21 protein-coding genes are annotated in these 24,047 nt (G+C 40.7%); 8 read left to right on the top strand and 13 right to left on the bottom strand.

What is annotated here, in order from left to right:
• Nucleotides 1–251: 251 nt before the first annotated feature.
• The 3 genes from C2869_RS03265 to C2869_RS03255 form a co-directional block, all read right to left on the bottom strand.
• Nucleotides 252–1,520: an inorganic phosphate transporter gene (locus C2869_RS03265; protein WP_108601588.1), complete on the bottom strand. Its 1,269-nt coding sequence runs from the start codon at nucleotides 1,518–1,520 to the stop codon at nucleotides 252–254.
• An 18-nt stretch (nucleotides 1,521–1,538) separates the two neighbouring features.
• Entirely contained in the window at nucleotides 1,539–2,216 is a 678-nt protein-coding gene (locus tag C2869_RS03260; RefSeq protein ID WP_108601587.1) for a TIGR00153 family protein, read from the bottom strand.
• A 107-nt stretch (nucleotides 2,217–2,323) separates the two neighbouring features.
• Entirely contained in the window at nucleotides 2,324–4,276 is a 1,953-nt protein-coding gene (locus C2869_RS03255; protein WP_108601586.1) for a methyl-accepting chemotaxis protein, read from the bottom strand.
• Between the two features lie 185 nt (nucleotides 4,277–4,461).
• On the opposite strand from C2869_RS03255, the gene C2869_RS03250 reads away from it, so the two are divergent.
• Nucleotides 4,462–5,268, top strand: coding sequence for a TatD family hydrolase (locus C2869_RS03250; RefSeq protein WP_108601585.1), 807 nt, complete (start codon nucleotides 4,462–4,464; stop codon nucleotides 5,266–5,268).
• On the opposite strand, the gene C2869_RS03245 is transcribed toward C2869_RS03250, so the two are convergent.
• On the bottom strand, nucleotides 5,240–5,764 hold the full coding sequence (locus C2869_RS03245; protein WP_108601584.1) for an SRPBCC family protein: 525 nt from the start codon (nucleotides 5,762–5,764) through the stop codon (nucleotides 5,240–5,242). The two genes, C2869_RS03250 and C2869_RS03245, sit on opposite strands and share 29 nt — an antisense overlap.
• Before the next feature lie 68 nt (nucleotides 5,765–5,832).
• Nucleotides 5,833–7,284 carry an NAD-dependent succinate-semialdehyde dehydrogenase gene (locus C2869_RS03240; protein ID WP_108601583.1) on the bottom strand — a complete coding sequence of 484 codons (1,452 nt, stop codon included), beginning with the start codon at nucleotides 7,282–7,284 and terminating at the stop codon, nucleotides 5,833–5,835.
• A 268-nt stretch (nucleotides 7,285–7,552) separates the two neighbouring features.
• Here C2869_RS03240 and C2869_RS03235 point away from each other — a divergent pair, with 268 nt between their 5' ends.
• Both C2869_RS03235 and C2869_RS03230 read left to right on the top strand, forming a co-directional pair.
• Nucleotides 7,553–8,092 carry a YgjV family protein gene (locus C2869_RS03235; protein WP_228710752.1) on the top strand — a complete coding sequence of 180 codons (540 nt, stop codon included), beginning with the start codon at nucleotides 7,553–7,555 and terminating at the stop codon, nucleotides 8,090–8,092.
• 238 nt (nucleotides 8,093–8,330) lie between these two features.
• The gene (locus C2869_RS03230) at nucleotides 8,331–9,365 is read left to right on the top strand and encodes a family 16 glycosylhydrolase (RefSeq protein WP_108601582.1); all 1,035 of its coding nucleotides are present in this window, start codon (nucleotides 8,331–8,333) and stop codon (nucleotides 9,363–9,365) included.
• Between the two features lie 67 nt (nucleotides 9,366–9,432).
• On the opposite strand, the gene C2869_RS03225 is transcribed toward C2869_RS03230, so the two are convergent.
• Entirely contained in the window at nucleotides 9,433–10,437 is a 1,005-nt protein-coding gene (locus C2869_RS03225; protein WP_108601581.1) for a zinc-dependent alcohol dehydrogenase family protein, read from the bottom strand.
• A 129-nt stretch (nucleotides 10,438–10,566) separates the two neighbouring features.
• On the opposite strand from C2869_RS03225, the gene C2869_RS03220 reads away from it, so the two are divergent.
• Complete coding sequence (locus C2869_RS03220) at nucleotides 10,567–11,466, top strand: LysR family transcriptional regulator (RefSeq protein ID WP_108601580.1); 900 nt, start codon at nucleotides 10,567–10,569, stop codon at nucleotides 11,464–11,466.
• Nucleotides 11,467–11,588: 122 nt separating this feature from the next.
• Here C2869_RS03220 and C2869_RS03215 read toward each other — a convergent pair whose 3' ends face one another.
• The 3 genes from C2869_RS03215 to miaE all read right to left on the bottom strand — a co-directional run bounded on the left by C2869_RS03215 (nucleotide 11,589) and on the right by miaE (nucleotide 14,478).
• Nucleotides 11,589–12,110, bottom strand: a complete 522-nt coding sequence (locus C2869_RS03215) for a hypothetical protein (protein WP_108601579.1) — start codon at nucleotides 12,108–12,110, stop codon at nucleotides 11,589–11,591.
• A gap of 16 nt (nucleotides 12,111–12,126) precedes the next feature.
• On the bottom strand, nucleotides 12,127–13,335 hold the full coding sequence (locus C2869_RS03210; protein WP_159084009.1) for a S1 family peptidase: 1,209 nt from the start codon (nucleotides 13,333–13,335) through the stop codon (nucleotides 12,127–12,129).
• A 390-nt stretch (nucleotides 13,336–13,725) separates the two neighbouring features.
• The gene (gene miaE / locus C2869_RS03205) at nucleotides 13,726–14,478 is read right to left on the bottom strand and encodes a tRNA isopentenyl-2-thiomethyl-A-37 hydroxylase MiaE (RefSeq protein ID WP_108601577.1); all 753 of its coding nucleotides are present in this window, start codon (nucleotides 14,476–14,478) and stop codon (nucleotides 13,726–13,728) included.
• Nucleotides 14,479–15,159: 681 nt separating this feature from the next.
• Between miaE and C2869_RS03200 the strand changes: the two genes are divergently transcribed.
• Nucleotides 15,160–15,768: a MarC family protein gene (locus C2869_RS03200; RefSeq protein ID WP_108601576.1), complete on the top strand. Its 609-nt coding sequence runs from the start codon at nucleotides 15,160–15,162 to the stop codon at nucleotides 15,766–15,768.
• Nucleotides 15,769–15,822: 54 nt separating this feature from the next.
• Here the strand turns inward: C2869_RS03200 and C2869_RS03195 are convergent, their stop codons facing one another.
• Both C2869_RS03195 and C2869_RS03190 read right to left on the bottom strand, forming a co-directional pair.
• The gene (locus C2869_RS03195; protein WP_228710814.1) at nucleotides 15,823–15,963 is read right to left on the bottom strand and encodes a DUF1826 domain-containing protein; all 141 of its coding nucleotides are present in this window, start codon (nucleotides 15,961–15,963) and stop codon (nucleotides 15,823–15,825) included.
• Between the two features lie 200 nt (nucleotides 15,964–16,163).
• Nucleotides 16,164–16,409: a DUF1826 domain-containing protein gene (locus C2869_RS03190; RefSeq protein WP_408011889.1), complete on the bottom strand. Its 246-nt coding sequence runs from the start codon at nucleotides 16,407–16,409 to the stop codon at nucleotides 16,164–16,166.
• 317 nt (nucleotides 16,410–16,726) lie between these two features.
• Here C2869_RS03190 and C2869_RS03185 point away from each other — a divergent pair, with 317 nt between their 5' ends.
• On the top strand, nucleotides 16,727–18,643 hold the full coding sequence (locus C2869_RS03185; protein ID WP_108601574.1) for a winged helix-turn-helix domain-containing protein: 1,917 nt from the start codon (nucleotides 16,727–16,729) through the stop codon (nucleotides 18,641–18,643).
• Nucleotides 18,644–19,080: 437 nt separating this feature from the next.
• Entirely contained in the window at nucleotides 19,081–19,428 is a 348-nt protein-coding gene (locus tag C2869_RS03180) for an SMI1/KNR4 family protein (protein ID WP_108601573.1), read from the top strand.
• A 318-nt stretch (nucleotides 19,429–19,746) separates the two neighbouring features.
• Here the strand turns inward: C2869_RS03180 and C2869_RS03175 are convergent, their stop codons facing one another.
• Entirely contained in the window at nucleotides 19,747–21,606 is a 1,860-nt protein-coding gene (locus tag C2869_RS03175) for an SUMF1/EgtB/PvdO family nonheme iron enzyme (protein ID WP_108601572.1), read from the bottom strand.
• A gap of 285 nt (nucleotides 21,607–21,891) precedes the next feature.
• On the opposite strand from C2869_RS03175, the gene C2869_RS22435 reads away from it, so the two are divergent.
• On the top strand, nucleotides 21,892–22,158 hold the full coding sequence (locus C2869_RS22435) for a hypothetical protein (RefSeq protein ID WP_159084008.1): 267 nt from the start codon (nucleotides 21,892–21,894) through the stop codon (nucleotides 22,156–22,158).
• Nucleotides 22,159–22,237: 79 nt separating this feature from the next.
• Here C2869_RS22435 and C2869_RS03165 read toward each other — a convergent pair whose 3' ends face one another.
• Nucleotides 22,238–23,548, bottom strand: a complete 1,311-nt coding sequence (locus tag C2869_RS03165) for a glycoside hydrolase family 117 protein (protein WP_108601570.1) — start codon at nucleotides 23,546–23,548, stop codon at nucleotides 22,238–22,240.
• Between the last annotated feature and the right edge of the window lie 499 nt (nucleotides 23,549–24,047).

Below are 24,047 nucleotides of genomic sequence, written 5' to 3'. Positions count from 1 at the left end.
CTAAATAGGGCATTGCATTATTTTTGAGCAGGTCAATAATGCAGTTGCGTATTTTTGGGGAAATAGGTAATTTTATTGTTAGCTAGCAAAGCAGCAGTTTATGTGAACTGCTGCGGGATGCAAATTATATAGTCTTCTCGCTCAGGCTTTATGGTTCATTGTCAGCGCTTACTCGCCCCAATCACATAATAGAGCATATGCTCATGGGGTCTCGAAGCTTGACGGCTTCCCCTAAAACCTGATCGCTTTGACTATAGTAACGCAGCGGTTAAGATTAGATAAGAAATAATCGCTAAACCGGCGCCGACAGGTAGTGTCACTACCCATGAAATAACAATGTTACGCACGACACCTAAGTTAAGGGCCGCAATACCGCGAGCAAGGCCAACACCCAAAACCGCACCCACTAAAGTTTGCGTTGTCGAAATAGGTAGGCCAGTACCTGATGCGATAACAACGGTTGACGCTGCGGCTAACTCAGCAGCAAAACCACGGCTAGGTGTTAAATGAGTAATACCTTTACCGATAGTGGCGATAACGCGATGGCCGAAAATAGCTAAACCAGCCACAATACCAAAGCCACCTAATGGCAATATCCACCAAGCTAATGATGACTTAGCGACAATTTGACCGTCATTCGAAATAATGCTGACTACAGCAGCTAACGGACCAATTGCGTTGGCAACATCGTTAGAGCCATGTGCGAATGCCATACAACAGGCGGTAACAATCATTAATACAGCAAAGATTTTTTCTACATTGTTAAAATGCATTTCTTTGTCAGCTTCTGGATCAATTTTAACGCGTGAAACAAAATAAGCGCCAATTAAACCAACTAACACTGCAATACCAATAGCAACAAGGTAAGACTCTAATGTAGTAAATTTGATATCACTAACATGCTTTAAGCCTTTCTTAATGGTAACTAACGATAATACAAAACCCGCTAATGCCATATAAACAGGAACATAGCGTTTAGCGTATTTAATAGGGTTGTTGGTATCAAATATCAGCTTTTGAGCACTCATAAATATGAGATAAGCCACCACGCCTGATAATAAAGGAGTGATTATCCAACTACCGACAATGCCTGATACTTTAGCCCAATTAACTGCATCAGCTCCCGCACTGACCACGGCAAAGCCAATAATCGCGCCGACAATTGAGTGAGTAGTTGATACTGGCCAACCCATATAAGATGCAACGGCTAACCATGTTCCTGCGGCGATTAACGCCGAAATCATACCAATAACGAGAAGTTCAGGATTAGGTAAGAAAGGAGTTGAATCGATAATACCTTTACGTATAGTTGATGTTACTTCACCACCCGCTAAGTAAGCACCAGCAAACTCAAAAATCATCGCGATAATGATAGCTTGTTTGATAGTTAATGCTTTTGAACCAACTGAGGTACCCATTGCGTTAGCAACATCGTTAGCACCTATGCCCCATGCCATAAAAAAGCCGACAACAGCAGCAAAAATGACTAAAAATAAACCGTATGTTTGTAAAATATCCACTGGATCTGCCTCAGCTAATTATTTTGCTAGTAAGAGTTCTAAGCGTCCGCATACTGCTTCTGCGCTATCTGCTAAGCCACCAATCCATTCGAAAACGCCATACAAGAAAATCGCATCTATTGGATTAATGCTATTTTCTATTTTGTGTAACTCTTTGCGAATTTTACGTTGCAACTTGTCAGTGTCTTCTTCCACTTTACTCACTTCGGTAATGAGTTTTTCTACTAAAACGGCTTCGCGACCACGGAATCCAGTTTCGATTAACTCATCTAATTCGTTGATGGCACGTGAAGCTTGTTCTACCGCTTCAATGCAGCGCTGTAAGTAAGTTTTAAAGTCTTGTTGTAAACTGGCTGGAATGTCCATTTCGCGGCCGACAATGCGCCCTGCAATGTCTTTGGCTTTATTGGCAATTTTGTCTTGGTGGTTAAGCAGCTCAATTAAGTCAGAGCGGTCTATAGGTAAAAATAAACCTTTAGGTAAATGAATACGGATATCCTGTTTTTGCTTATCAGCAGTGCGCTCTAATTCAGATATTTCACAACGAATAGCTTCTGCTTGTTCCCAATCTTTTGCAAACACAGCATCGAAAAACGGGATGAGTTTCTGCGCTGCTTTGGTGACTTCGCAAATATGCTCTTCAATTGGTTTGAACGGCGATTTTGCAAATACACTGAGTATTGAGTTCCCAGACATAGTTAACCTTTTGTTAAATTCGAATTTCGGCGCGATTGTACACAAACTTGATGACAATCTGTAGACAAGAATGCAGTTATGTTAGAAGAATTTCCCTATGGATATGTCTAACTCACTTTAAATGTATCCATAATCATGTTGGCTTGAATTTCGGTGTTTTGTGCGACCTTTTTCGCGGTGTTTTTTGAATGTTCCGCTGAGCTCACGGCTGCGGCAACTTCGGTACGGTATTGATTGATAAATTCGACCTGACTTTTCGCATTTAATACACACTGGTTAGCGGCAGCCGCCGAGTTTTGCGCTTTGGCAATGATCTCTTGACTGTTTTGCGTCAGTTGTTGATTTATGACGTTTTGGTTTTCTGTTAATCGACTAATATCATTCACATTGTCACGTAATTGATTGGAGCTTTGCTTAAGCTTGTCGAGAATACGTAATATATCAGCCAGTGAGTTTTGCGTACTAAGCGATAGATTCCTGACTTCATCGGCCACAACGGCAAAGCCTCTACCATGCTCACCGGCTCGCGCTGCTTCAATAGCGGCGTTTAATGCCAATAGATTCGTTTGTTCGGCTATTGTGCCAATCGCTTCCACAATAGCCGATACATCTGTTACTGAACTCTGTAAGCTTTCAACTGACTGATGACTACTAGCGACATGATTGGCGATGACTTTTATTTCAGCACTCATCTGTGAGATATGCTGGTTACTTAATTCGATAGCATTTTGTGTTTGATGGGCGTCATCTTGCACATTGGCTGAGCCTTCATACACTTCTTCCGCCAGTTTAATCAATTGATGGCTAGACGAATTAGAATGATTTAACTGTTCAACTATTTGGGTTGTCGCAACTTGAATGCCGTTAGTTTCTTGTACTAATTGCTCTAATGCACCCGATACTTGTTGTAGTTGTTGGGATTTTTGTTGTTCTTCGCCATCAATTTTTTGTAAAAGAATATTAAAGTTTTTAAATACTGAATTGATTTCAGCTTTTGAATTTGAAACCGGCAGCTCTGCTAATACGCCTTTTTTAACTAAATCTGAGAACGCATGGCGTAAAACACTGATCCGTTTAACAATTAAGGTATATTGAAAAATGGTTGAAATAATCGCGGCAATAATTAATAAAATAGCTGCAATAAATAGTAAATTTGTCGTCATTGTTTGAATGTCGGCAACGGAAGCTTTCACGACTTCTTCTGCTTGATAAAAGCTCAGCTCAAATTCACTGACTTGCTGACGCAGATGACGATATTCTTGTTCTATTTTACGTTTGTTGTTTAATGTGTTGTTTAATTCTTTTGGGTAACGGCGGGCTAAACTAAACAGCTCTGAAATAATGGTATCACCTAATTCTTCGGCTTCGTCTTCATCATCTAATAGTAAGTCAAATTCGTCAGCGTCTGACTCTTGTTCAGTTTCTGGAAATAGGTCAAATCTATCTAATTCGTCTAATTGTTCAATCAGTTGTACAGTTTGATTAACTTGCTGTTCAAAGTAGTTTTGGTTGTCGGCGGTTAAATTGGCAAACAAACGATCCCTTTGATGACTAATTTGGCTGACCAAAGCAAATAAATCTTGAATGTTTGCTAGGTAGTTTATGGCTAAAGAGGAGTTAAATTGCGAGCCTTCGAGTGCGTATTCACTTAAATCTTGGGTGTAGCTTAATAGTTCTTTCTCTGCATTTTCTAATAAACTGTATAGGTTTGCGCTTATTTTTCCTGTTGTTCGAATATCGCCTGATAGGGTTGTTAGTAAACCATCTATATTGTTATTAATGGCTTGCAAGGCTGCATTATCTTGTTCTGATATATCTTTTTGAATAGCTTTTAGGGTATTTTCTGCTTCCGTTAACTTTAGCGTATTACCGGTAGCTAAGTATTCATCAACCAAAGGCTTAAAGGTTTGTGAGACTTGGCTCTTTGCTTTTTGGTATTGATTAAAGGTTATTTGCGCGCTTTCTTGTTGTCCAGCAGACCAATGAATAACACCAAGTAAAAGAAAGGCTATGGTCAGCAAAACACTGGCGGATAAAAGTGAAAAGCTAGAAATTTTCATTGGGTTCCAAAATCGTATCGAGCAAATAAAAGCGAGCGCACCGTAGCAGTGCTTTATTACAGAATCATTACAGTTGAGTTTGATTTAGTGCGATTTAATGTAGCATTCTAATTATTGATTTTTATTGGTATGTTATGCAGTGAATTGTTTTATATTTTCTTAATTGCGGTTAATAGGGGTGGTTGATGAATGAATCATTGAGCTTTATCGATAGCCATTGCCATTTAGATTTTGACTGTTTTAATGACGATAGAATGTCGTTGCTTGCCAAATGCCAAGTTGCAGATATTAGGCAGTTTATTATTCCTGCGGTACAAGCCAGTCAATGGCATAAACTCATTGAATTATGTCAGCAAGTTAATGAGTGTTATTTTGCCCTTGGTTTACATCCTGTATTTATAGCACAGCATCAATTGCAGGATTTAGTTGAATTAAAAAAGATAATAAAACAGCAAATAGATAATCCTAACTTTGTGGCCATTGGTGAAATAGGCTTGGACTTTTCGCTAGCCGATCATAGTTTTGAGTTGCAAACGCAGGTGTTTACTGAGCAATTAAAGTTAGCGCGCGAGATAAGAAAGCCTGTGATCTTACATCACAGAAAAAGTTTAGATGTGATGGCTAAAGTAATCCGTCAATCAGGATTTAACTGTGGGGGTGTTTTACATGCATTTTCAGGCAGTTACCAGCAAGCTAAAATGTTTCTTGATTTAGGTTTCAAACTAGGGGTGGGAGGAACAATAACCTATCCTCGAGCGAGAAAAACGCGAGAGGTTATCAGTCAAGTGCCATTAGATTGTTTACTACTAGAAACGGACTCGCCAGATATGCCAGTGAGTGGCAAGCAAGGGCAACGCAATACGCCGTTAACCCTGTTGGATGTATTTAACACCTTAACTGAATTACGCGCCGAAGATAGTACACATATTCAACAGCAAGTGCTGACAAACACCCAACAAACGTTTAATTTGCCGACTCTACCACGCGTTTAAGATTGTCCAAGTTATCTTGCAGCATACTGCCTAACATGCCATCCATCATTAGAGCCATGTAGGGACCGGCAATGGGGATATTAACTTTACCGCGCATAAACCATTCAACCCTCGTCATATTGCCATCAAGAGAATATAAAATACTTGCTCGCATTGGCGGGTTGTTATCAACAATAAGGTCATAGTCAACGCCATACCAAGTATCTTCGCGAATAAAAGTTAAGCTGCCGGTACCACTGTCGCCGCCCCAGCGCTGGTTAGCTCCAACACCTGTTGGTTTGAGTACCGCAATTTTTAAACTGGGATCCTGTTGTTGCCATAATGTCCAATCAGACCAATTGTCTAAATTACCGACATATTCATGAATTTCATTTGGTTGAGCATCAACGATGACACCCCGATAAACCGAGTAGTTGTTTGGCAAAATAAAGCTAAAGCCGACGATTAAACCGACAAAAACATAAATGGCATAAACGGCGATCCTAATTTTAGACATACCTGTATTCAATCACGTTAAAATTGGCGCTAGCATAGCGATGCGCGTTTGAATGTGCAACTAGACAACTAGAGCCCACCCATACAAAGGTACTTGGTCTGTAAATAGTCATCTAGCCCGTACTTTGATCCTTCTCTTCCGTAGCCTGATTGTTTAACGCCACCAAATGGTGCGGCGGCATTGGATAAAATACCTTCGTTAATGCCTATCATGCCAAAATCCAGTTGCTCGGCAACACGCCAAACTCGCGCATAATTTTGGCTGTAAAAATAAGCGGCCAAACCGTACTCGGTGTCATTGGCAGTGTTAATGACCTCTTGTTCGCTTGCAAAGTTAATGATAATTGCAATTGGCCCAAATATTTCTTGCTGGGCAATCGCCATGTCATTAGTCACATGGGTTAATAAAGTGGGTGGATAAAACAAGTTGTTTATGTTTTCTTGTTTGCCACCACATAACAGTTTTGCACCTTGGCTGATGGCATCATCGATTAACGATTGTACTTTGCTAATCGCTTTTTGGTTAATAAGCGGCCCAATATCAACATCGCTTTGCAGACCATTACCAACAGTCAATTTAGACATTGCTGCCTGATATTTTTGCGTAAAGGTTTGCTCAATATTATTGTGGACAAAAATGCGGTTGCTACAAACACAAGTCTGGCCGGCATTGCGAAATTTTGCAGCAATGGCGCCAGCTACCGCTGCGTCGATATCAGCGTCGTCAAACACAATAAAAGGCGCATTTCCGCCTAGTTCCAATGATACGCGTTTGACTGTACTTGCACATTGCGAGGCAAGCAATTTGCCTATATTAGTTGAACCGGTAAATGAAAATTTACCTATATCTGGGTGCTGTGTGAGTTGCCGGCCAATTGCATTTGCATCGCTCCCGACAATGACGTTAAACACTCCCGCTGGCACACCGGCCTGTTGTGCTAACTCAGCCATGGCTAAGGCTGAAAGAGGTGTGAGCTCTGATGGTTTTACAATAAAACTGCAACCTGCTGCCAGCGCGGCTGCGGCTTTACGGGCAATCATGGCATTAGGAAAATTCCAAGGCGTAATGGCCGCGACTACGCCTATTGGTTGTTTGATAACGACGATGCGTTTGTCACCACTTGGCGCAGGGATGGTATCGCCATAACAACGCTTGGCTTCTTCTGCAAACCATTCGATATAAGAAGCGCCATAGGCTATTTCGCCTTTTGCTTCCGCTAGCGGTTTACCTTGTTCAAGAGTTAATATATTTGCGAGTTTTTCTTGATGCTTATTGATTAGCGCAAACCAATTTTTGAGTATGCGTGAGCGTTCATTTGCCGATAACGCTTGCCAATTAATCTGGGCTGTTTTAGCACTTTGAATCGCATATTCGACTTGCTGTTCAGTAACATCGGCTATGGCCATTAACAGAGTTTGGTCGGCTGGGTTGGTGACATTAAAAGCATTGCTATTTGATAACCACTGGCCATTAATAAAAGAGCAGGGGGTGATAAGTTGATGATCTAAAGTTGTCGCCATTTTTTGTCATATTTTTCCAAGAACCTCGCAACATTAAACAATTAAAGGAAAAAAGCAAATATAGTCTTCTCGCTCAAGCTTTATGGTTCATTGTCAGCGCTTACTCACCCCAATCACATAATAAAGCATATGCTCATGGGGTTTCGAAGCTTGACGGCTTCCCCTAAAACTCGATCGCTTTGACTATAAGACAGCGTAATTCATTCTTTGTGATTGGATTGTTTTCAAGTAAGCTCAAAGCCAATAACAGCATAGCATCGACAAAAACATGTTAGACCTTGATATTACCAGCCCAGCACAATTAGTGGGTATGGTTAGTTTTGCGCTGGGTATTGCCAGCTTCTATCAAAAAGATGATTTCAAACTAAAGCTGCTGATGGCAGCTATGTTAATCGTACATAGTGGCCATTTTGTGCTGCTAGGCGCCTATACAGCGGCGAGTATATGTTTAGTCAGTATATTACGCACTGTGTTGTCTATGTATTCGAGTTCAGTAAAAGTCGCTTTGGCTGTAATGGTCTTATACGTGGCAAGTGGTTTTATTACGGCGGATAAACTTATTGATTGGGTACCTGTTTTCGGCGGTTTAGTTGGCACGTATTCGCTGTTTTGTTTAAAAGGCATTCCTTTACGAATTGGCTTGTTAATAGGAGCAATGATTTGGGTCGCGAATAACCTGATTGTTGGGTCAATTGGCGGTACATTACTCGAAAGTATTATTGTAATCGTTAACAGCTTTACCATTTATCGTTTGTATCGCGATCAAAAGAATACAAATCTGTCGATTCAAACGTCGCCTAATTCATAGTGACAGAGTTCAGTCGCACAAAAGCGGGCAAATTAAAAAGTCAGCACCATTGTAGAGCCGAAAATTAATTCGGCTTACACAAGGTTTGTCGATGTCAAATACCCTCTACGATTCTAGGCTTAATCGCACAAAATTTTAGTTAGGCGCTAATTTACATTTCTTTAATTGCAATTTAACCAGACTACGCTAAAGTTTAAACATCATATGTTTAATAAGTAATATTTGTTGGGTTTGATTTATGTTTAATATCACTCCAGTCAAAGCGTGTAGTTTACGCATTTCATTTTTATTTGCGTTGTTGGTAAGTCTTGTTGCTTGTAACAATATGCAGCAAGCACTGCAAAGCAGTGAGCCAAATCAACCGCAACTGTTACCGTTTTCCGATCCAAGCAATCAAGGTGGTTGGGTTTTGAACACGGAAGTCAGTGATGAGTTTGATGGTGAAGTGGTTGATGAAGATCGTTGGTTTATAGTTGGTAAATTTGAAAATGGTAAGCCGGTATACAAGCATCCGGATAAACCGAAAAAGTGGGTTTGGAAGGGGAGAGCACCGTCGCAATTCTCAGGTCGCAACTATCGTTTAGAAGACGGGAAGTTAATTTTAGAAACCCGCTGGGAACCTGATTTTCCATTTACCGATGAGATCCGTAAACCTATATTTGGCGAAGCCTTAAAGCATGAAAATATTACAACGGCCTGCTTTATTGGTCGTAAGTTTTTTAAATATGGCTATATAGAAATAAAGAGTAAGGCGGCTGACGCCGAGATCACTAGCGCTTTTTGGTCAATGGGTGAAAAGCTCGAAATCGATTTTTTTGAGCAGTTTGGCGATCATCGCGATCCGAAAAAACTTGATTTAGATCGCGAGCTTTGGTGGTCAGTACGCGATTGGCAGCCATCAATTGCTGAAACAGGAAAACCTGTCTATACCGAGCATAAAGATCTCGGCTTTCGTGTCGCGGACGATTTCCATGTTTATGGCTTTGAATGGGACGAAAATGGTATTAAATATTACGTAGACGGTAAGTTGTTAAGTGAAGTGTCCGCTGATGATGTTCGAGCTTGGGCCAAGAAAAACCGTAAAGTTGATGCTGATTACGATGGCTGGGTGGCAAACCGTCCTATTAGCCTGTGGTTAGATCAAGAAACCTTTCCATGGCATGGCATTCCAGATAGCAAAGAAGACTTAGAAAAAAATAGCCCCGAAGGCGAGAAAGACGACGGCGTGGTTGATTACGAAATTGAATACGTGCGCGTTTGGCAAAAACAATAATGTAGTATTTCTTACAGCTTTATAAGTTGGGCTGCATTATCAGCCCAACTTGCGAAAATTGTTAACTTTAGATTTCAGATAATTTTGAGTTGGTTACTACTACTTTACCCATCGCCTTGCCGCTTGATAACCTTTCATGGGCTTGGCCAATTTCTGCCAACGTGAAGTTTGTTTCATCTAACACTGGGATTAATTGACCCGCTTCGACTATTTCTGTGATTTTGCTGAGTATGTTAGCGTGATCTTGGCGCTTGTAGTTGTGCAGCATAGGGATAAGCATAAAGACAACATGTAAAGATAAGCCTTTAAAATGCGCAACAGACAGATCTAATTCTAGTAAGGAGACGGTAGAGGCAATTTGTCCGTTTAATTTAGCCGCTTCAAATGAGTTGAGCATATTGGCACCGCCGACAGAGTCAAATACCACATCAAAGCCTTGTCCATTGGTATATTGGGCAACATAGTCTGCGACCGTTTGGGTTTTGTAGTTAATACCGGTAGCACCGAGTTCTTCAATTAGCGCCAGTTGTTTGTCGCCACCGCCTGTTGAATAAACATTGGCACCAAAGTACTTTGCTAGTTGTAGCGCAATATGACCCACGCCGCCCGAGCCGCCATGTACCAATACGTCTTGACCACTTTCAATGCCCGCGCGTTTAAGGCCTTCGTATGCAGTAATACCGACTAAAGGAATAGCGGCAGCTTGTTGCATGCTAATGTTTTTTGCCTTACGCGCAATTAACTGTACATCGGCGACAATATATTCAGCCAGTGTGCCGGGTAAATCAGCTAAACCGCCCGCGCAACCATAAACTTCGTCACCAATTTGGTAGTCACTAACACCTTCGCCCACAGCTTCAATGACTCCGGCGAAGTCCATTCCTAAAATCGCGGGTAAATCAGGGGATATTGGTAAATCTTTACCCATTTGGCGGATCATGGTATCAACCGTATTAACACTACTGGCCATTATTCTAACTAACACGTGGCCAACTTTAACTTGTGGTTTGGCAACTTCTGCCGCCGTAAATACCTCTGGGCCACCATAACTATTAAGAATCATTGCTTTCATCATGTCATACCTTTTTATGTGAAATTGGGTTGTGGATATGTTTAATGCTGAAAGTATATTTACCATTAACTAATTTGATAATATCCTTGAATGTAAAATCACTTTTTAGATTTTATTGAAAATAGTGTTATGAATATTGAACACCTTAAATTGTTTGTTCGCTTGGCATCTACCCATAATATAAGTTTGGCTGGCAATGAGTTAGGCATTTCCCCCGCGGTCGCGAGCAGTCATATTAATAAACTGGAAGAAGGCTTAGGCGTGCGGTTATTGCATCGCACAACCCGCAAGGTCTCTCTTACCGAGGAAGGGTTAGCTTTTTTGCCGCATGCTGAAGAGGTGCTCGCGAGTGTTGAAGCGGCACGAGCATCTGTTGGCGCAGGTGAAAAATTACCACAAGGAACACTTAGAGTTGCGGCCCCTGCTTCGTTTGGCCGGATGCATATCATACCCACACTAAGTGATTTTCTGGCGCAATATCCAGAGTTAAAAATTGATTTACGCTTATCTGATAGGATGATAGACATGGTTGAAGGTGGATTTGATGTGGCGATACGCAATGCTGCATTAAAAGATTCCACCTTAATTGCACGCAAACTGGCAAAAGATAAACGAATTTTATGTGCATCGCCTGAATATCTGGCTAAGTATGGCACGCCTGCTCATCCAAATGATCTTAGCCATCATCAATGCATAGTGTTATCTGGTATTAACCAGTGGCTATTTAATTGTGGAAATGGCAAGGAGCTGGCAATAAAAGCTGATGGTGCATTAACCGTAGATAATGGCGAAGCCTTGCGAGACGCTTGTGTTGCCGGAATTGGCATCACGATTAGCTCATTATGGAGTGTCTATAAACACTTAGAAAAAGGAGAGTTGGTAGAGGTGTTGCCAGAATTTCCTTTGGCTTCAGATACGGCTGTTTGGGCCGTTTATCCGAGTTCTCGGTTATTAGCACCCAAAGTAAGAGCGTTTATCGACTTTTATGCCTCGCGCTTTTCTGATGTTCCCTATTGGGAGATAAGTTAGATAGGAGAAAAGTTGAAAGCGTTAAAAAGTAATGGGTGGTTTTAAGTTAGTGAGTTTAAAAAGCACTTGGTTAAGTCAAGTGCTTTTTAGTGGCTTATTGCTTATTGTTTAAGACAAGCAAATTATGAACCAAAGTAGTATTGGTATTCTTGTAATAACTCAGCAAATTTCTGATCTTTTTCTAAATCAGCTAACAGTAAATCAACGGTTTCAACTACCCATACTTTTGCTTTGTCGGTTAAGCCGTGTTCCATAGCAAATAAGAATTCTGTATCGACAAAACTCTTTTTATATTCGTATTCTGATACCGTATTGCCGTTAACGCGGATTTTATACTTAATGGTGAAATCTTTACCTCGGACCACAGGCACTAAACCTAAAGTGGATGCAGATAACAGACCTGTGACTGCCCCCGACGCACCACTTTCTGCTTGTTCGTACCAAGCGGCAACGACAATTGGACAACCCGGCGCATCTTCTTCTTTGGCTAAGTTAGCAAGTAAAGGTGATTTCTTAAGTAGATCGTAACTAATATCGTCATCAAAAATACTTAAAAATTTTATTTGCGGACTGCTGCTGTTTTCTTCTGCTGCAGCGACAAATGGTGAGCTGATGATAAGTAAAACGGCTAATAGATATTTCATGTTCACTCTCCTTGAATTATTGATAACAAGCGATTTGCACCGCTGTACCTAATGCTGATTCACTAAAGTTTGCCGCAGATTGCTCAGCGCTGGTTTCGTAACCGACCTGATTTTTATCAAGGAATTTTCGTAAGTATTTAACGTCTAAAGCAAAGTTAACATTTTGTGGAATAACCCCTTTTTTGGCTAAATTAGTGACGTTTAATGTACTCGTCACCATACCAATTAATTCAGACTGTTCTGAAACAATCGCACCGCCGCTAGAACCAGGTTGAATGGGTGCACTAAATTGATATAAACCTAAAGAACCTGTTAAGGCTTTTTTAGAGGTAACATTGCCAAATGTCATGTTAGGAGACGATTCAAGCAATCCCTTTAACGGATAACTCACTGTAGTTAGTTTTTCACCTAGAGTCAGTTCATTTTTGTCACGTAACTTTAGGTAAGTATCAATTTCATGATTGGTGTTTAACACGGCTACATCGAGTAGTTGGCTTGAATGACTTAATGTGGCATCTGTTAATAGTTCGCCTTGTTTTACTTTAATTAGCAAGCAATCGTCTATTACGTGATTAGCTGTCAGCACAACACCTTGCGGATTTAAGAAAAAGCCAGTGCCGCTGCTAACCGGTTTTTTAATATTAACGAATTTTTCTAACGCGAATTGATTCATCGCCAAATTAGCAGGGAATTGCGTGACATTCGGCTTTAATTTATTCAAAAAGTTAACCGCGAGTTTTTCAACGGCTTGATAGCTAGAATTGTAATAAGCGGCATCGGGGGCGTGAAAGTTTAACCCTGAAGATGTTTCGTACTTATTGTCGACTAAGACCTTTCCGGAACTGTCAAAGATCTTGTACTGCATATCCATTTCGATCTTGCCTGAATTATAGTCCCAATCAGGCGATAAGCTCATATAAACATTAGGTTTAGTGTCACTGGCTTGGTCAAACCAAACAACATTAGTAAAATATTTACCGAGGGCTTTTTCTATTGATTCTTTAAAGGCTTTGCCAGGCTCATGCCAGTTGTTAGTGGCGTTAACCCAAAACTTAGAGTTGGCGGTTTTTTCTGGAAGATAAACTGCAATTTGGGTGGCGTTAGGAATGCTAACGTCTTTAGCAATTTTATATTTTTTTTGACCTGTGGTGCGCTGAGTGTTGGCACAGCTAGCTAATAGTACGACTAGCAGGGCAACTAGAAAGCTCCGTAATTTAATATCCATTTTTCCTATATCTTTGTATGTTATATTTTCCGTTGCTAGTTTAAGGAAGAATTCGCCGACTGCAATCATTTATCATAGTCAATTTGGAATAAATAATAGTTAACATTAACGGGATATTAAACACCTTACAATTCGTGTTTTTTCATGGGTTGATGAGGGTAAATGCTCGAAGAGAACTGTTAAATAGAAAAGGTGTTCAGGTGCAATTGGAGTGTTGCACCTGTGATTTAAATTCACTCGATTTAAGAATGTGTACAAAGAGGTGGCTATCCTATAATGGGGTAGTGTTATATTGATTTTTGTGCCGACAATAGGCTTTTTTATGCATCAAATTAAGTGGCTAAATTTAGTGCGGTAAGCGGTAGAACGCATTAATATTTGCAATGGCCGCTAAGCAGGGCAGCCACTGTGAAACTTAAAGTCAACATCGGGTGATGAAATTAATTCAGCTTCAATTTTGCCAAAAAAGGCTACGCGTTCAGTTATGTCATGTCCGGCAATTTCTTCGGCTAGTGTTAAGTAATCCTGATAGTGGCGCGCTTCCGAGCGTAATAGTGAAACGTAAAACTTATTTAATTCATCATCCATGTGGGGCGCGAGCTTAGCAAAGCGTTCGCATGATCGGGCTTCGATATAAGCACCACAAATCAGTTTATCGATTAGCGTATCAGGTTCATACGTTTTTACATGACGGATCAAGCCCTTGGCATATCGACCTGCACTGATGTTGTCATAAGCAATGCCGCGGTTTTCCATTATTTCTAAAACTTGATAAAAATGATGTAATTCTTCTTTTATCAACAAGACCATTTTATCAATTAAGTCTTGACCGTAAGGTGAGTTACTTTTAGGTACAATATTTTTAGACAAGCGATTTTTATTGGCTAAATCGTCAATTGAGCCGTTTTTGCGATAGATAAAGTCTTCATAAGGCTTTAACCAGGCAAGCAAGGCATCGCTACTGTCTTTATCTACTGCGTATTTACGAATTAACCACATGGCTGTTTGTGCCGCTTTAAGCTCACAAATCATGTGATCGGTTAACAACATCGTCAGGTTTTCGGGTTGCTTAGCTGCGCTTATCCATGAGTCTGGTGTTTCGCAATGCAAAAAATCGTAAATAGGGCGTAGTAACTGTTGCAAATCTTATTTCTAACTGAATTTTAAATTAGGTGTGAATGTTAACATACATCGCCGCATCTACTATAACTTGGTTGGTGGAAACTATTGTTTTTGAGTTGATGCTAACTATAGTCTTCACGCTCAAGCTTTAATGGTTCATTGTCGGCGCTTACACTCGACTTTGGCTCCTGCGTCGTCCTAACACCTAAATCCATTTAGGCGGCCCCAATCACATAATAGAGCATATACTCATGGGGTCTCGAAGCTTGCCTGCATGGATGCAGGTACCAAAAGTAGGCGCTTTAAGCGAGGGGCGTTAGCAGGACGCGGTAGCTTTGACGGCTTTGCTTACATGGATGTAAGTCTGTCTTTTCTACACAAATATTAATTATCACAAGCTAACCAAAAGTCGCTGCCTCCCCGCATGCGCGAGGAAGACGAGGGTATTTTCCTAAGCTTCGGTGATAAAATTTCCCCCCATTGACCGAAAGGAGCGCTTCTGAAACTTGTGAGCAAGAGACAGGGATGTAAGTACTTAGGTTTCGTCTGGAACCAGAAACCTGCCCCTAAAACCTGATCGCTTTGACTATAGAGAAAAGCTTGGTTGGCTAAGTTTTAGGTATGGCTAACGAGTAAACGCTTGTCAGTTACTTTTTCTAACTTTATTATCTGAGCAAAAGATATATAAGTTACTAAGCGTACATGATTGATTTTTTAGCGGTATTTATCGTATTTTTTGCGGTTATTGACCCTATTGGTACAGTCCCTGTTTTTATTGCCGCAACCCGTGGGTATGACGAAAAAGCCAAAAGAAAAATAGCTGTCATGTCGGGTTTGGTAGCTGCTGTTATATTGCTATTTTTTGTTATCGCAGGGGAGTTAATTTTAACAGCTATGTCTATACCTCTTTCAGCGTTTCAAATTGCTGGCGGTATTGTGTTGTTTATTTTTGCACTGTCGATGATATTTGGTGAAAGTAAGCCCGAGGAAGAATTAAGGCTAGCTGAGCAATACCATGAAACCGCAATTTTTCCATTGGCGGTGCCATCTATTGCAGGGCCGGGGGCAATGCTAGCAGCGGTACTGATGACCGAAAATGCCAAGGTTGAATTATGGCAGCAGGTTCAAGTAGCGGGTGTTATGGTTCTTGTGGTGATGTTGGCGCTTTTGTTAATGTTGGTTGCAAGTAAAATTCATCGTTTAATTGGTAATGCTGGCGCTATTGTCATTAGTAAAGTCATGGGGTTAATTTTAGCCGCTGTCGCCATGACTAATACCTTAAATGGATTAACTAGCTATTTTAAATTGTAGTCTTTGTCTTTAAGCCGAGCTTTAGTCTATTCCCTAATTCTTATTAACAATCGATCACATAGGATCGATTGTTAATAACACGCGCTTTTCATTTTGCGCCACATGGCAAGAACGATGTACCGCTGCTAAATGTTCTTGTTGTTGCCATGCTTTTCCTTTAAGTAATCCCACGTCAAAAGCTCGCATCTGTTGTATAGTCTTCTCGCTCAGGCCTTATGGTTCATTGTCTGCGCTTACTCACCCTAATCACATAATAGATCATATGCTCATAGGGATTCGAAGCTTGCCTGCATGGATGCAGGTACCAAAAGTAGGCGCTTTAAGCGAGGGGCGAGAGCACGACGCGGTAGCTTTGACGGCTTCCTCTAAACCCTGATCGCTTTGACTATATTATTTTATGCATAGTAATGACCAAAATTTGTTTTACTAAGCTGAACTTGCATATTTTGTGGTGGTAATGGGTAAACAGACTCTAATGGTAGCCATTCCGTTCCCTGGCCAAGATACGTATTGACGAGGCGAACCGGTATATTGTCCTTATGAAAACTTGGACACATTGCCGACGACAAAGGGGCTAAACGTAATCCAACACTGTTGCAGCCAAACAAACAGGTTAGCATATCGGACAAAAGTAATAACATGTTGAACTCGTTTTTATTAACAACCTAAGTAGAAAAGTGTGCAAGATTAAAACTAAATACAGGCTCCATTGTGGGCCGAATTTATTTCGACTAACGCAAGGTTCGTTGATGTAAAATCGACCCTATAACTTAACTAGAGGTTATAAATTCAACCGTTCAAAACTTTTGAGTTAAGGCGTTAGTTTTTGATTGTGTTTTGTTTTGGGACTGAGTTTTATGATTTCTCTGTATTGGATTGCCTTTACAGAAAAGACTTTATGTTGAATATTCAGTACACTTTGCTGCGAGTTAAGGAATAGGCAAAGGAAAAGCAGAAGATGATCTATCGGTTTCAGGAGTTTAGTTTTGATAGCAACAAGCTAACCCTGTATAAATCGGGACAAATTATTAACCTAAGGTCGAATGAAGCCAATGTATTGGCTTTATTAATGGCAAAACCGCATGAGGTAGTGAGTAAACAGGATATTCTCGACCAGGTTTGGGCTGATAAAGTTGTGTCTGAGCAAGCTGTATTTCAAAATATCAGTAATTTGCGGCGTATTTTTGGTGACGATGCCATCAAGACTTTTTCACGCAAAGGATACCAATGGCAACTACCATTTTGTTCTCACCCTGCTAGCAGTCACCAATGTCAAACTCAATGTTCAAACTCTACAAGCTTAAGTAACGCAGTTGCAAACCCGCTGCGCCAAGTCGCTGGATCAGGCTTTATTATATCGCAACATATGCAACGCAGTATTTTGGCGATTGGCGTATTGGTTTTACTTTTGTTGTCTTTATTTAGCTGGCATGCCTTTAATCATAAAACAGAGGTCGCTAGCCCGATTATTTCTGTTTTACCCTTCACGTATCAAGCGAGCGTTGCCGAACCCATAGTTAGCCAATTTACACAGTCTAGCAGTCAGTTAGCCGCGCCTTATTTACAGACTCAAGCTGATGTTTCGCTAAATTTTTATGACTTTATTGAAACGCCAAATTTGTATTTTAAGCAGGTGACCAAAGCGGACCAAACGCAGTTGGTAATGGCAACTCAGGTATCGCAATATAATCGCTATTTGGCTGTTAACTTTGTTATTCAAGGCTCAGTTGGCAATATTTCTGGGGTTGTAGAAGGGCCTGACAGTCAGCAGGTGGCGGCACAATTGAACAAGATCCTCGACTTGGCAACTCAATTACCATTAGCCAAATCGCTTAATCAAACAGGCGAACTCGATTCTGCATTGCTTGAATTACTTAATGCCAAACACCCAGAAAATCTATTTTTGTTAACCCAGTTAATCGAGGTCACTAAAGATCATAATAAAGGCATTTCCTTAGCTGAAGAATTACTGGCCAGCGCAAAAAGACAGAATAATCAGTTTTATCAAGCTTATGCGTATTTAAAGTTAGGTTTGTTTCTTACCCAGCAAGGCTTATATCCTGTCGCTGAACAAAAGTTATCTCAGGCACTAGAAGGCTTTAATTTGTTGGGCAATAGTGAAAAAATAGCCGCGACTTACCGTAAGTTTGCCATTGTAGGTTTGCATGAAAACGACTACGACAAAGTTAAAAAATACCAGTTATTGGAGGCCAAGACCGCAAATCAGGCTGGGCTTTATGGCATTGAAGTGCGGGCCCATACTTATTTAGCTGTGCTAGCGGCAAAGTTTAAACACAAAGAAGATAGAAATTATTACTTGTATCAAGCCGAATTATTGCTGGATAAATATAAGATGCCGCACCAGCATTACGCGGAAGTCTATTACCAAAAAGCGTTGTATAACCAATGGTCTGATCCTAAAAAAGCTGAAGAATACTATCAGCGCGTATTGGCGATATTTGAACCTACACAACAACACTGGGTAAAAGAGATGGCGGTGACAGGCTACGCTAAGTTTTTAGTTAGACAAAAACGTTGGCATGAGGCGTTGGCGTTATATCCAAACCCAGAAAGCTATGATGGTTACGACCATATGCAAATTGCTCATATTTACTTAGCGCAAGACAACGAGCGCATGGCCATTGAGCATGCCCAAGAATCGTTTAGGCTATTGAACCTTAATGCTCATCCGAGTGAAGCATTAAATACCGCTTTATTTTTGTATGGCGTATACAAACGCAAAAATGAGCAAGTTGAAATGGACAGATACCTTGGTTTTATCAAGCAAGAAGTTACCCAAATGTGGCTTAGAATGGGTAAACATGCCATAGAAAAACAAGGTATTTCTATTGATATGTTAAGGCAGCAGTTATAGAAACAAGGACAGCGTAAAATTCCAATATCAAGCGAATGGTAAGTCAAAGGGCTTAGGCAGGAATGAGCACAAATCGAACATAAACAGATTTGAAAAAGATACCCGTAGGTTGCCATGAGCGCAGCGAATCGCAACACGACCATGTTGCAGGTTGAAACCTAGCAAATAAACATTACGACAAACCAGAAAAGCGTAATGCGTCCTTGTTAGTTGCCCGGTGTTTGTTCTCTGCCACCCGAGATTTCAATATCCATAATAGGCGTGATTGGGTCATTTATGTCCTCCGAAGAGTTAACTAATAATTTAAATAAGCTTTTACTGGTAACGATTTAGGTAATTTGCTAAAAATGATTAAAGTATAAAAGTGCGTAAGTGGTTTGGTAGAAAAACGCGCAAATTGTGCACTATTAAATTGTTAGTTGTTCGGGAGGTTTTTCTTGAGTAATTTGATTAAAGATTTGGAACATCTACTAGAGAAACTTCCTATTGATTACAAAAATGCGTTGTTAAGCGGCTCTGTTTTTGAAGCGGATTTTAAAGATGATGAAGAACATTGGTACTCACCTTTTATTTTATGGAGCAAAGAAGAAGTTGAGAGTTACCAACCTGATTATGGTTCTGAATTGTCGTCATATTTAGCTATAGGCTCAAATGGCGGAGGAGAAACCTATCTGTTAAACCTCATTGATGAATCCGTTTCAGTTTGTGATCTTATTGCAGGTAAAGACTCTTTAGAATATGTTGCTCAAAACTATTCTGAGCTTTTGGCGCTACTAAACAACTAACAAACGCTTCAACGCATGGACTAATATAGCTTGGCTTAGTTCGTGCCTCACTAAGTATTCATAAACAGATTTGGTAACATAACCCGTAAATGGTGAAATTCGGCTTTTTTACGCGTTCCCCCACTAACGTCAGATGGCGCCTGCGGCTTATCAGACCTACGGTTGTTTCGTAGGTCGGTTAAGTGGCGAAGCCACGCCACCCGACTTAAACCTGAATATATCTTACATAATGCAATTGTATTCATATATCGTAATGTCTGTTTGATGGGTTTTAACCTGTAACAAAGTCGTGTCGTGGCTAGCTCCGATCAAGACGCACTACCGATGGGTAATTTCTACAAAATCTATCCAGTCTAGTTTCCATTGGTCTTGTAAACTTTCTAGCTTGAGTTTGTGTTGGCCTTTAGGCAAGGTCACTTTGGCGCTTAAGGTTTGAAAATTGTCCCGCCAACGGTTTTTCTGGGTTTTTTCTATTTTGAGGTTTTGCAGCATTTTGTCTTGTAATGTCAGCTTAAAACCAGAGCCATTTTTGTTTGAGGTTAGCTGATAGGTTATTTGATATTCGGCGCTTTGCGGTACATCTATTGTATACTCTAGCCACTGGCCTTTATTTAAATTACGAATGTGTTTTCCATCGCCCGGTCTATTTGGCCAGACAAAGGCGCCATTTCGGTTGTTAGCCTGTTCCGCTTCCACTTTAGCCGGTAAGGTTTTATAAACAGGGGAGCCTAGGGCAAATGCACTAGCGGCGCTTGTACTTCGGCCTTGCTCAGCTTTGACGACATAGGACACGCGGCGATCAGGTACTGGATTGCGATCAATATACTGATTGCTGGTTAAGCCGCTCGCTATCATGGTTAACGAGTCTGAGTTTAAAAACTCACCGCGGTAAACACGATAAGTGATACTGTCTCCGTCGATCTTTTGCCATGCAAGTTTAACTCTGTTATTGGCTTGCTCAACAATTTCTAATTGTTGCGGCGCTGGTAAGTTGTGATGAATTGGTGCTAATTTATCGCGTCTGGCTTGTTCAATTTTTTGCGCTTTGGTGAGTTGTTTTACAAATAGCTTGGTGGATAAGGGTGGGGTTGCAACGGTTGTTACTGGGGATTGTTGCTCTTCAATTGTTAAATCACGAGCTAAACGAAAACCTTCTATAGAACCGACTTGTGTTGCTGGCCAACTGCCAATTCGGTGAAATTTGAATGGCGGCCAATGCCAAGAACTTCCTTGGTTGCCTCGGTTTTTACATTCATCTGATGATTGCGGCGAACCGTCACTAGGTAGTGGTTTGTTGGGGTCGATACAGTCGGCGGTAAATTCTGTTAAATTGCCAACCATATCGTGTAAACCAAATGGATTCGGTTTATACATGCCAACTAGTGAAATGAATTCAGCTTTGTCGTCACAGTCTACCGTTTTATTATGGTAACCGGCCATTTTATAGCGAGTTTTAAATCGCGTTTCGGCACCATAAATGGCACTGTGATCCGCTATGTTTTCGTACTCACATACCGAAGTTATTTTATCTTGGTGTTTATAATATGGATCTTGCTTACCGCCTTGGGCTGCGTATACCCATTCGGCGGTTGATAATAGTCGATATTTTTTCCCTGTTTTTTGACTAAGCCATGCTGCGTAATCGGACGCGACTTGTGGATTGATACAGGTTACCGGATCAAACTCACTGGTTTTAAATTGAGTGTCGTAAGCCATGTTTAGGGCGCTAACATTGTTGTTATCCCAGCTGCCGTTTGTGGCACCGGCTGAATACCATAGCCCGTTAATCGCATGCATGCATTTACTTGGTGCTTGATAACCGCTATCGGCAATAAACTTACGAAATTCTTTTTTAGTGACTTCGTACTTTGCCACCATAAAGCTTTTTATTTGCACATCGTAAGTCGATTTATTTTTACTTTTAGGATTGCTATCAACAGGGAAAGTGACAACGCCAGCCGGTATAGTGACCAGTGGTGGTTCTATTGCTGATAAACTAGCAAGATCGGTAGGCAAAGTTGTGGAATTAACGTTTACTTGCTGCACTTTTATTATTTGGCTATTTACTGTTTGACTACTTGCTGTTTGATTAATTGCGGTTTGAATAGGAGTTGTTTGACTGGTGCAGGCCAATAAACCTTGGCCGATAATTAACATCCACAAAACGTGACGAGGCATGATTTAATCCTTATATATGTTATTCGCTTTTTGGTGGTATATGCTCGTTGCGCATTCAATCAAATAAGGATTTAGCCGTCTTATCATTTTTCTATTAAAGGCATTTATAGAAAAATTGTAGATAAAAATTAATTATGAGTCATGGTCATTTAATTAAGAGTATTTTAAATTGTAATGCATAAATAATTAGTGAGTATTCACTTACTATTGTTGGTTGGCAGCTATTACTTTTTCTTCATCCCTTAGGGTTAATACTTCAAATCCATTTGCAGTGACTGTATCAGAATGCTTTTTAAAAAAGACTTTAGGTTGAATATTCAGTTCACTTTGCAGTGTTCAGGAAAAGCAAAGGAAAATGCAGAAGGTGACAATGGCTTGCCGGATGACAAGTTCATAAAACTGTGTTGCCGAAAGGTTGCTGGCAAATTACCCGTAGGTTGCCATGAGCGCAGCGAATCGCAACATTACCTTGTTGCAGGGGTAAACTCAGTAAATAGCCATTACGTTGTAGTGGATGGTGTTTGGTCGGAATATTTATTATTGAGCTTTTGATAAAAAGCGGCAGCAATTTAAATTGCATACCGCTTTCTTTACTTTGCACGTCCTTTAGCTTGCGTGTTCAATTATTTACTTACTTCGACGCTTTAGCTGCCTGCTTTGATGCGCCAATAACCTTTTTCTTAAGGTTTGGGCTTAATCCCATATTGGTAAAGTACACGTCTGGCTTCCACCAAATATTGGGCGATTTAAACTCTGGCATGTGCACGTCTTGACTTAGATCACAGTCAAAACGCACTAAGCGTGAGTGATACGGTCGGGTTTCACCAAAGGTTTTAAAGTGGCTGATCCCCCACGTGACACCGCGACCATCTTTGGTATTAGTAAAGGCGTCTGGCGTGAATGGTCCACCTGCAATCGGCGGTAATGAGATATTCGATTCAATGTTAAAGTTAACGCCATCTTTAGCATATTGCACCGTGTTGCGTTCAATACCATCACGAATAATCAAGCCAGCGACACCAGATTTAAACGGGAAATAAAAGGTTTCGTGTCCTGAGTTAATTACTGGGTTTAATGGGTGTTTTTTAAACTCGTCTAGTGGATGCTCGGCAATCGCTAAGCCGTGGGCAACGTGGTAGTTTTTGCGGTTATCAGGCCATTTGTTATAGGTTGATTTAAAGTACATGTATATTTTACCGTTATACACAATCGGCATTGGGTCGTGGATTAGGTTTTGATCCCAGTCACCTTTTTTACCTGGTTTAACAGCTACCTTATGGGTGGCATGCCAAGGACCTTCTGGTGAATCAGCCCAAGAAACCGCGATCACACTGTGATCACCTTTTAAGCCACTTGGCTCATTAAACGCTTGGTAGTATAAGTAGTACTTACCTTCCCAGACTAAAATATCCGGTGTCGCTACTGAGCGATGACCTGGATGCGGCGCAGGTGGACGTGGTACTGCGACGGCTTGTTCTTGCCAGTTTAATCCGTCGGTACTGGTGGCGTACCATAATTCGGCGAGATCCCAATCAGTTGACGGAATTTTATCTGTGGCTTTTTCTGCATTCATAGCGCCAACCGGTGGCACTATGGTGTCACGTTTGGTATACCAAATGTAGTACTTACCATTATGTAATATCGGGCGGGTTGGATCACGACGCGTAATAGTGCCGTCGCCGCCGTTATAGTCAAAGCCTTGTAATTCAGTGTATGCAAATTGGCTATACAGTTCGCTGTCTTGTGGACGTGGAGCTGAGTATTCAAACATACGCTCCATTGCGGCACTTAATGGAATATTGGGTTTTTCTTTAGGCACTTTATGCGGAAAAACCTGACTGCTTGTCTCGGTTTTAGTCATATCGGTTAGGGCACAAGCTGACAGCGCAAGTGACGCTAAGCCAGCGATTAATACTTTTAGGTTTAAATTAACTTGATTCATTGAACAATATATCCACACATCATTTATTGTTAACAATATCTTTAAATTTATTGTGTATCTATATTAGTAACAAAACTTAACCTTATTGGGTTATTTAATAATTGAATCCATTACGGTTTAGCCAAAGTTGAAAAGCCACAAGCACTATCCAATTATATCAATAAGTGTTTGTAGGGTAGGATTTATTCCTGCAAATACAGCGAGATTGGAAATGGAGTCGTTAGAAACAGAATAATTAGAAATGAAGTAAAAGCGGGTTTTATACCCGCTATTATATTTGTAAAGTGTCTGTACAACGCGGTAAGTTCATACTAGAGGCCTAAATGCCCGTTAATGAAGACTGGCTTTAACTCTTTTTTATTATTTGCGTATGCGTGCTTTATTCTGCGTGTGCGCCGCATGAACGACAACGGCCTGGAATTCTTAAACCAGTTTTAAGTTTGATTTTGATACCGTAGCGCCGGTAACAATGTGGGCAAGTTATTTTGCGAATTCGTCG

Source organism: Saccharobesus litoralis (assembly GCF_003063625.1).
Taxonomy (GTDB): Bacteria; Pseudomonadota; Gammaproteobacteria; order Enterobacterales; family Alteromonadaceae; genus Saccharobesus; species Saccharobesus litoralis.
This window is presented reverse-complemented; position numbering and strand designations above follow the sequence as displayed.

Bases quoted from the DNA above. Each gene is read 5' to 3' on its own strand.
- C2869_RS03255 (WP_108601586.1), bottom strand. From the start codon at position 4,276: ATGAAAATTTCTAGCTTTTCACTTTTATCCGCCAGTGTTTTGCTGACC.
- C2869_RS03235 (WP_228710752.1), top strand. From the start codon at position 7,553: ATGTTAGACCTTGATATTACCAGCCCAGCACAATTAGTGGGTATGGTT.
- C2869_RS03185 (WP_108601574.1), top strand. From the start codon at position 16,727: ATGATCTATCGGTTTCAGGAGTTTAGTTTTGATAGCAACAAGCTAACC.
- C2869_RS03260 (WP_108601587.1), bottom strand. From the start codon at position 2,216: ATGTCTGGGAACTCAATACTCAGTGTATTTGCAAAATCGCCGTTCAAA.
- C2869_RS03225 (WP_108601581.1), bottom strand. From the start codon at position 10,437: ATGAAAGCAATGATTCTTAATAGTTATGGTGGCCCAGAGGTATTTACG.
- C2869_RS03190 (WP_408011889.1), bottom strand. From the start codon at position 16,409: ATGTTATTACTTTTGTCCGATATGCTAACCTGTTTGTTTGGCTGCAAC.
- C2869_RS03210 (WP_159084009.1), bottom strand. From the start codon at position 13,335: ATGGATATTAAATTACGGAGCTTTCTAGTTGCCCTGCTAGTCGTACTA.
- C2869_RS22435 (WP_159084008.1), top strand. From the start codon at position 21,892: ATGCTTTTTAAAAAAGACTTTAGGTTGAATATTCAGTTCACTTTGCAG.
- C2869_RS03250 (WP_108601585.1), top strand. From the start codon at position 4,462: ATGAATGAATCATTGAGCTTTATCGATAGCCATTGCCATTTAGATTTT.
- C2869_RS03215 (WP_108601579.1), bottom strand. From the start codon at position 12,110: ATGAAATATCTATTAGCCGTTTTACTTATCATCAGCTCACCATTTGTC.
- C2869_RS03175 (WP_108601572.1), bottom strand. From the start codon at position 21,606: ATGCCTCGTCACGTTTTGTGGATGTTAATTATCGGCCAAGGTTTATTG.
- C2869_RS03230 (WP_108601582.1), top strand. From the start codon at position 8,331: ATGTTTAATATCACTCCAGTCAAAGCGTGTAGTTTACGCATTTCATTT.
- C2869_RS03240 (WP_108601583.1), bottom strand. From the start codon at position 7,284: ATGGCGACAACTTTAGATCATCAACTTATCACCCCCTGCTCTTTTATT.
- C2869_RS03245 (WP_108601584.1), bottom strand. From the start codon at position 5,764: ATGTCTAAAATTAGGATCGCCGTTTATGCCATTTATGTTTTTGTCGGT.
- C2869_RS03200 (WP_108601576.1), top strand. From the start codon at position 15,160: ATGATTGATTTTTTAGCGGTATTTATCGTATTTTTTGCGGTTATTGAC.
- C2869_RS03165 (WP_108601570.1), bottom strand. From the start codon at position 23,548: ATGAATCAAGTTAATTTAAACCTAAAAGTATTAATCGCTGGCTTAGCG.
- C2869_RS03220 (WP_108601580.1), top strand. From the start codon at position 10,567: ATGAATATTGAACACCTTAAATTGTTTGTTCGCTTGGCATCTACCCAT.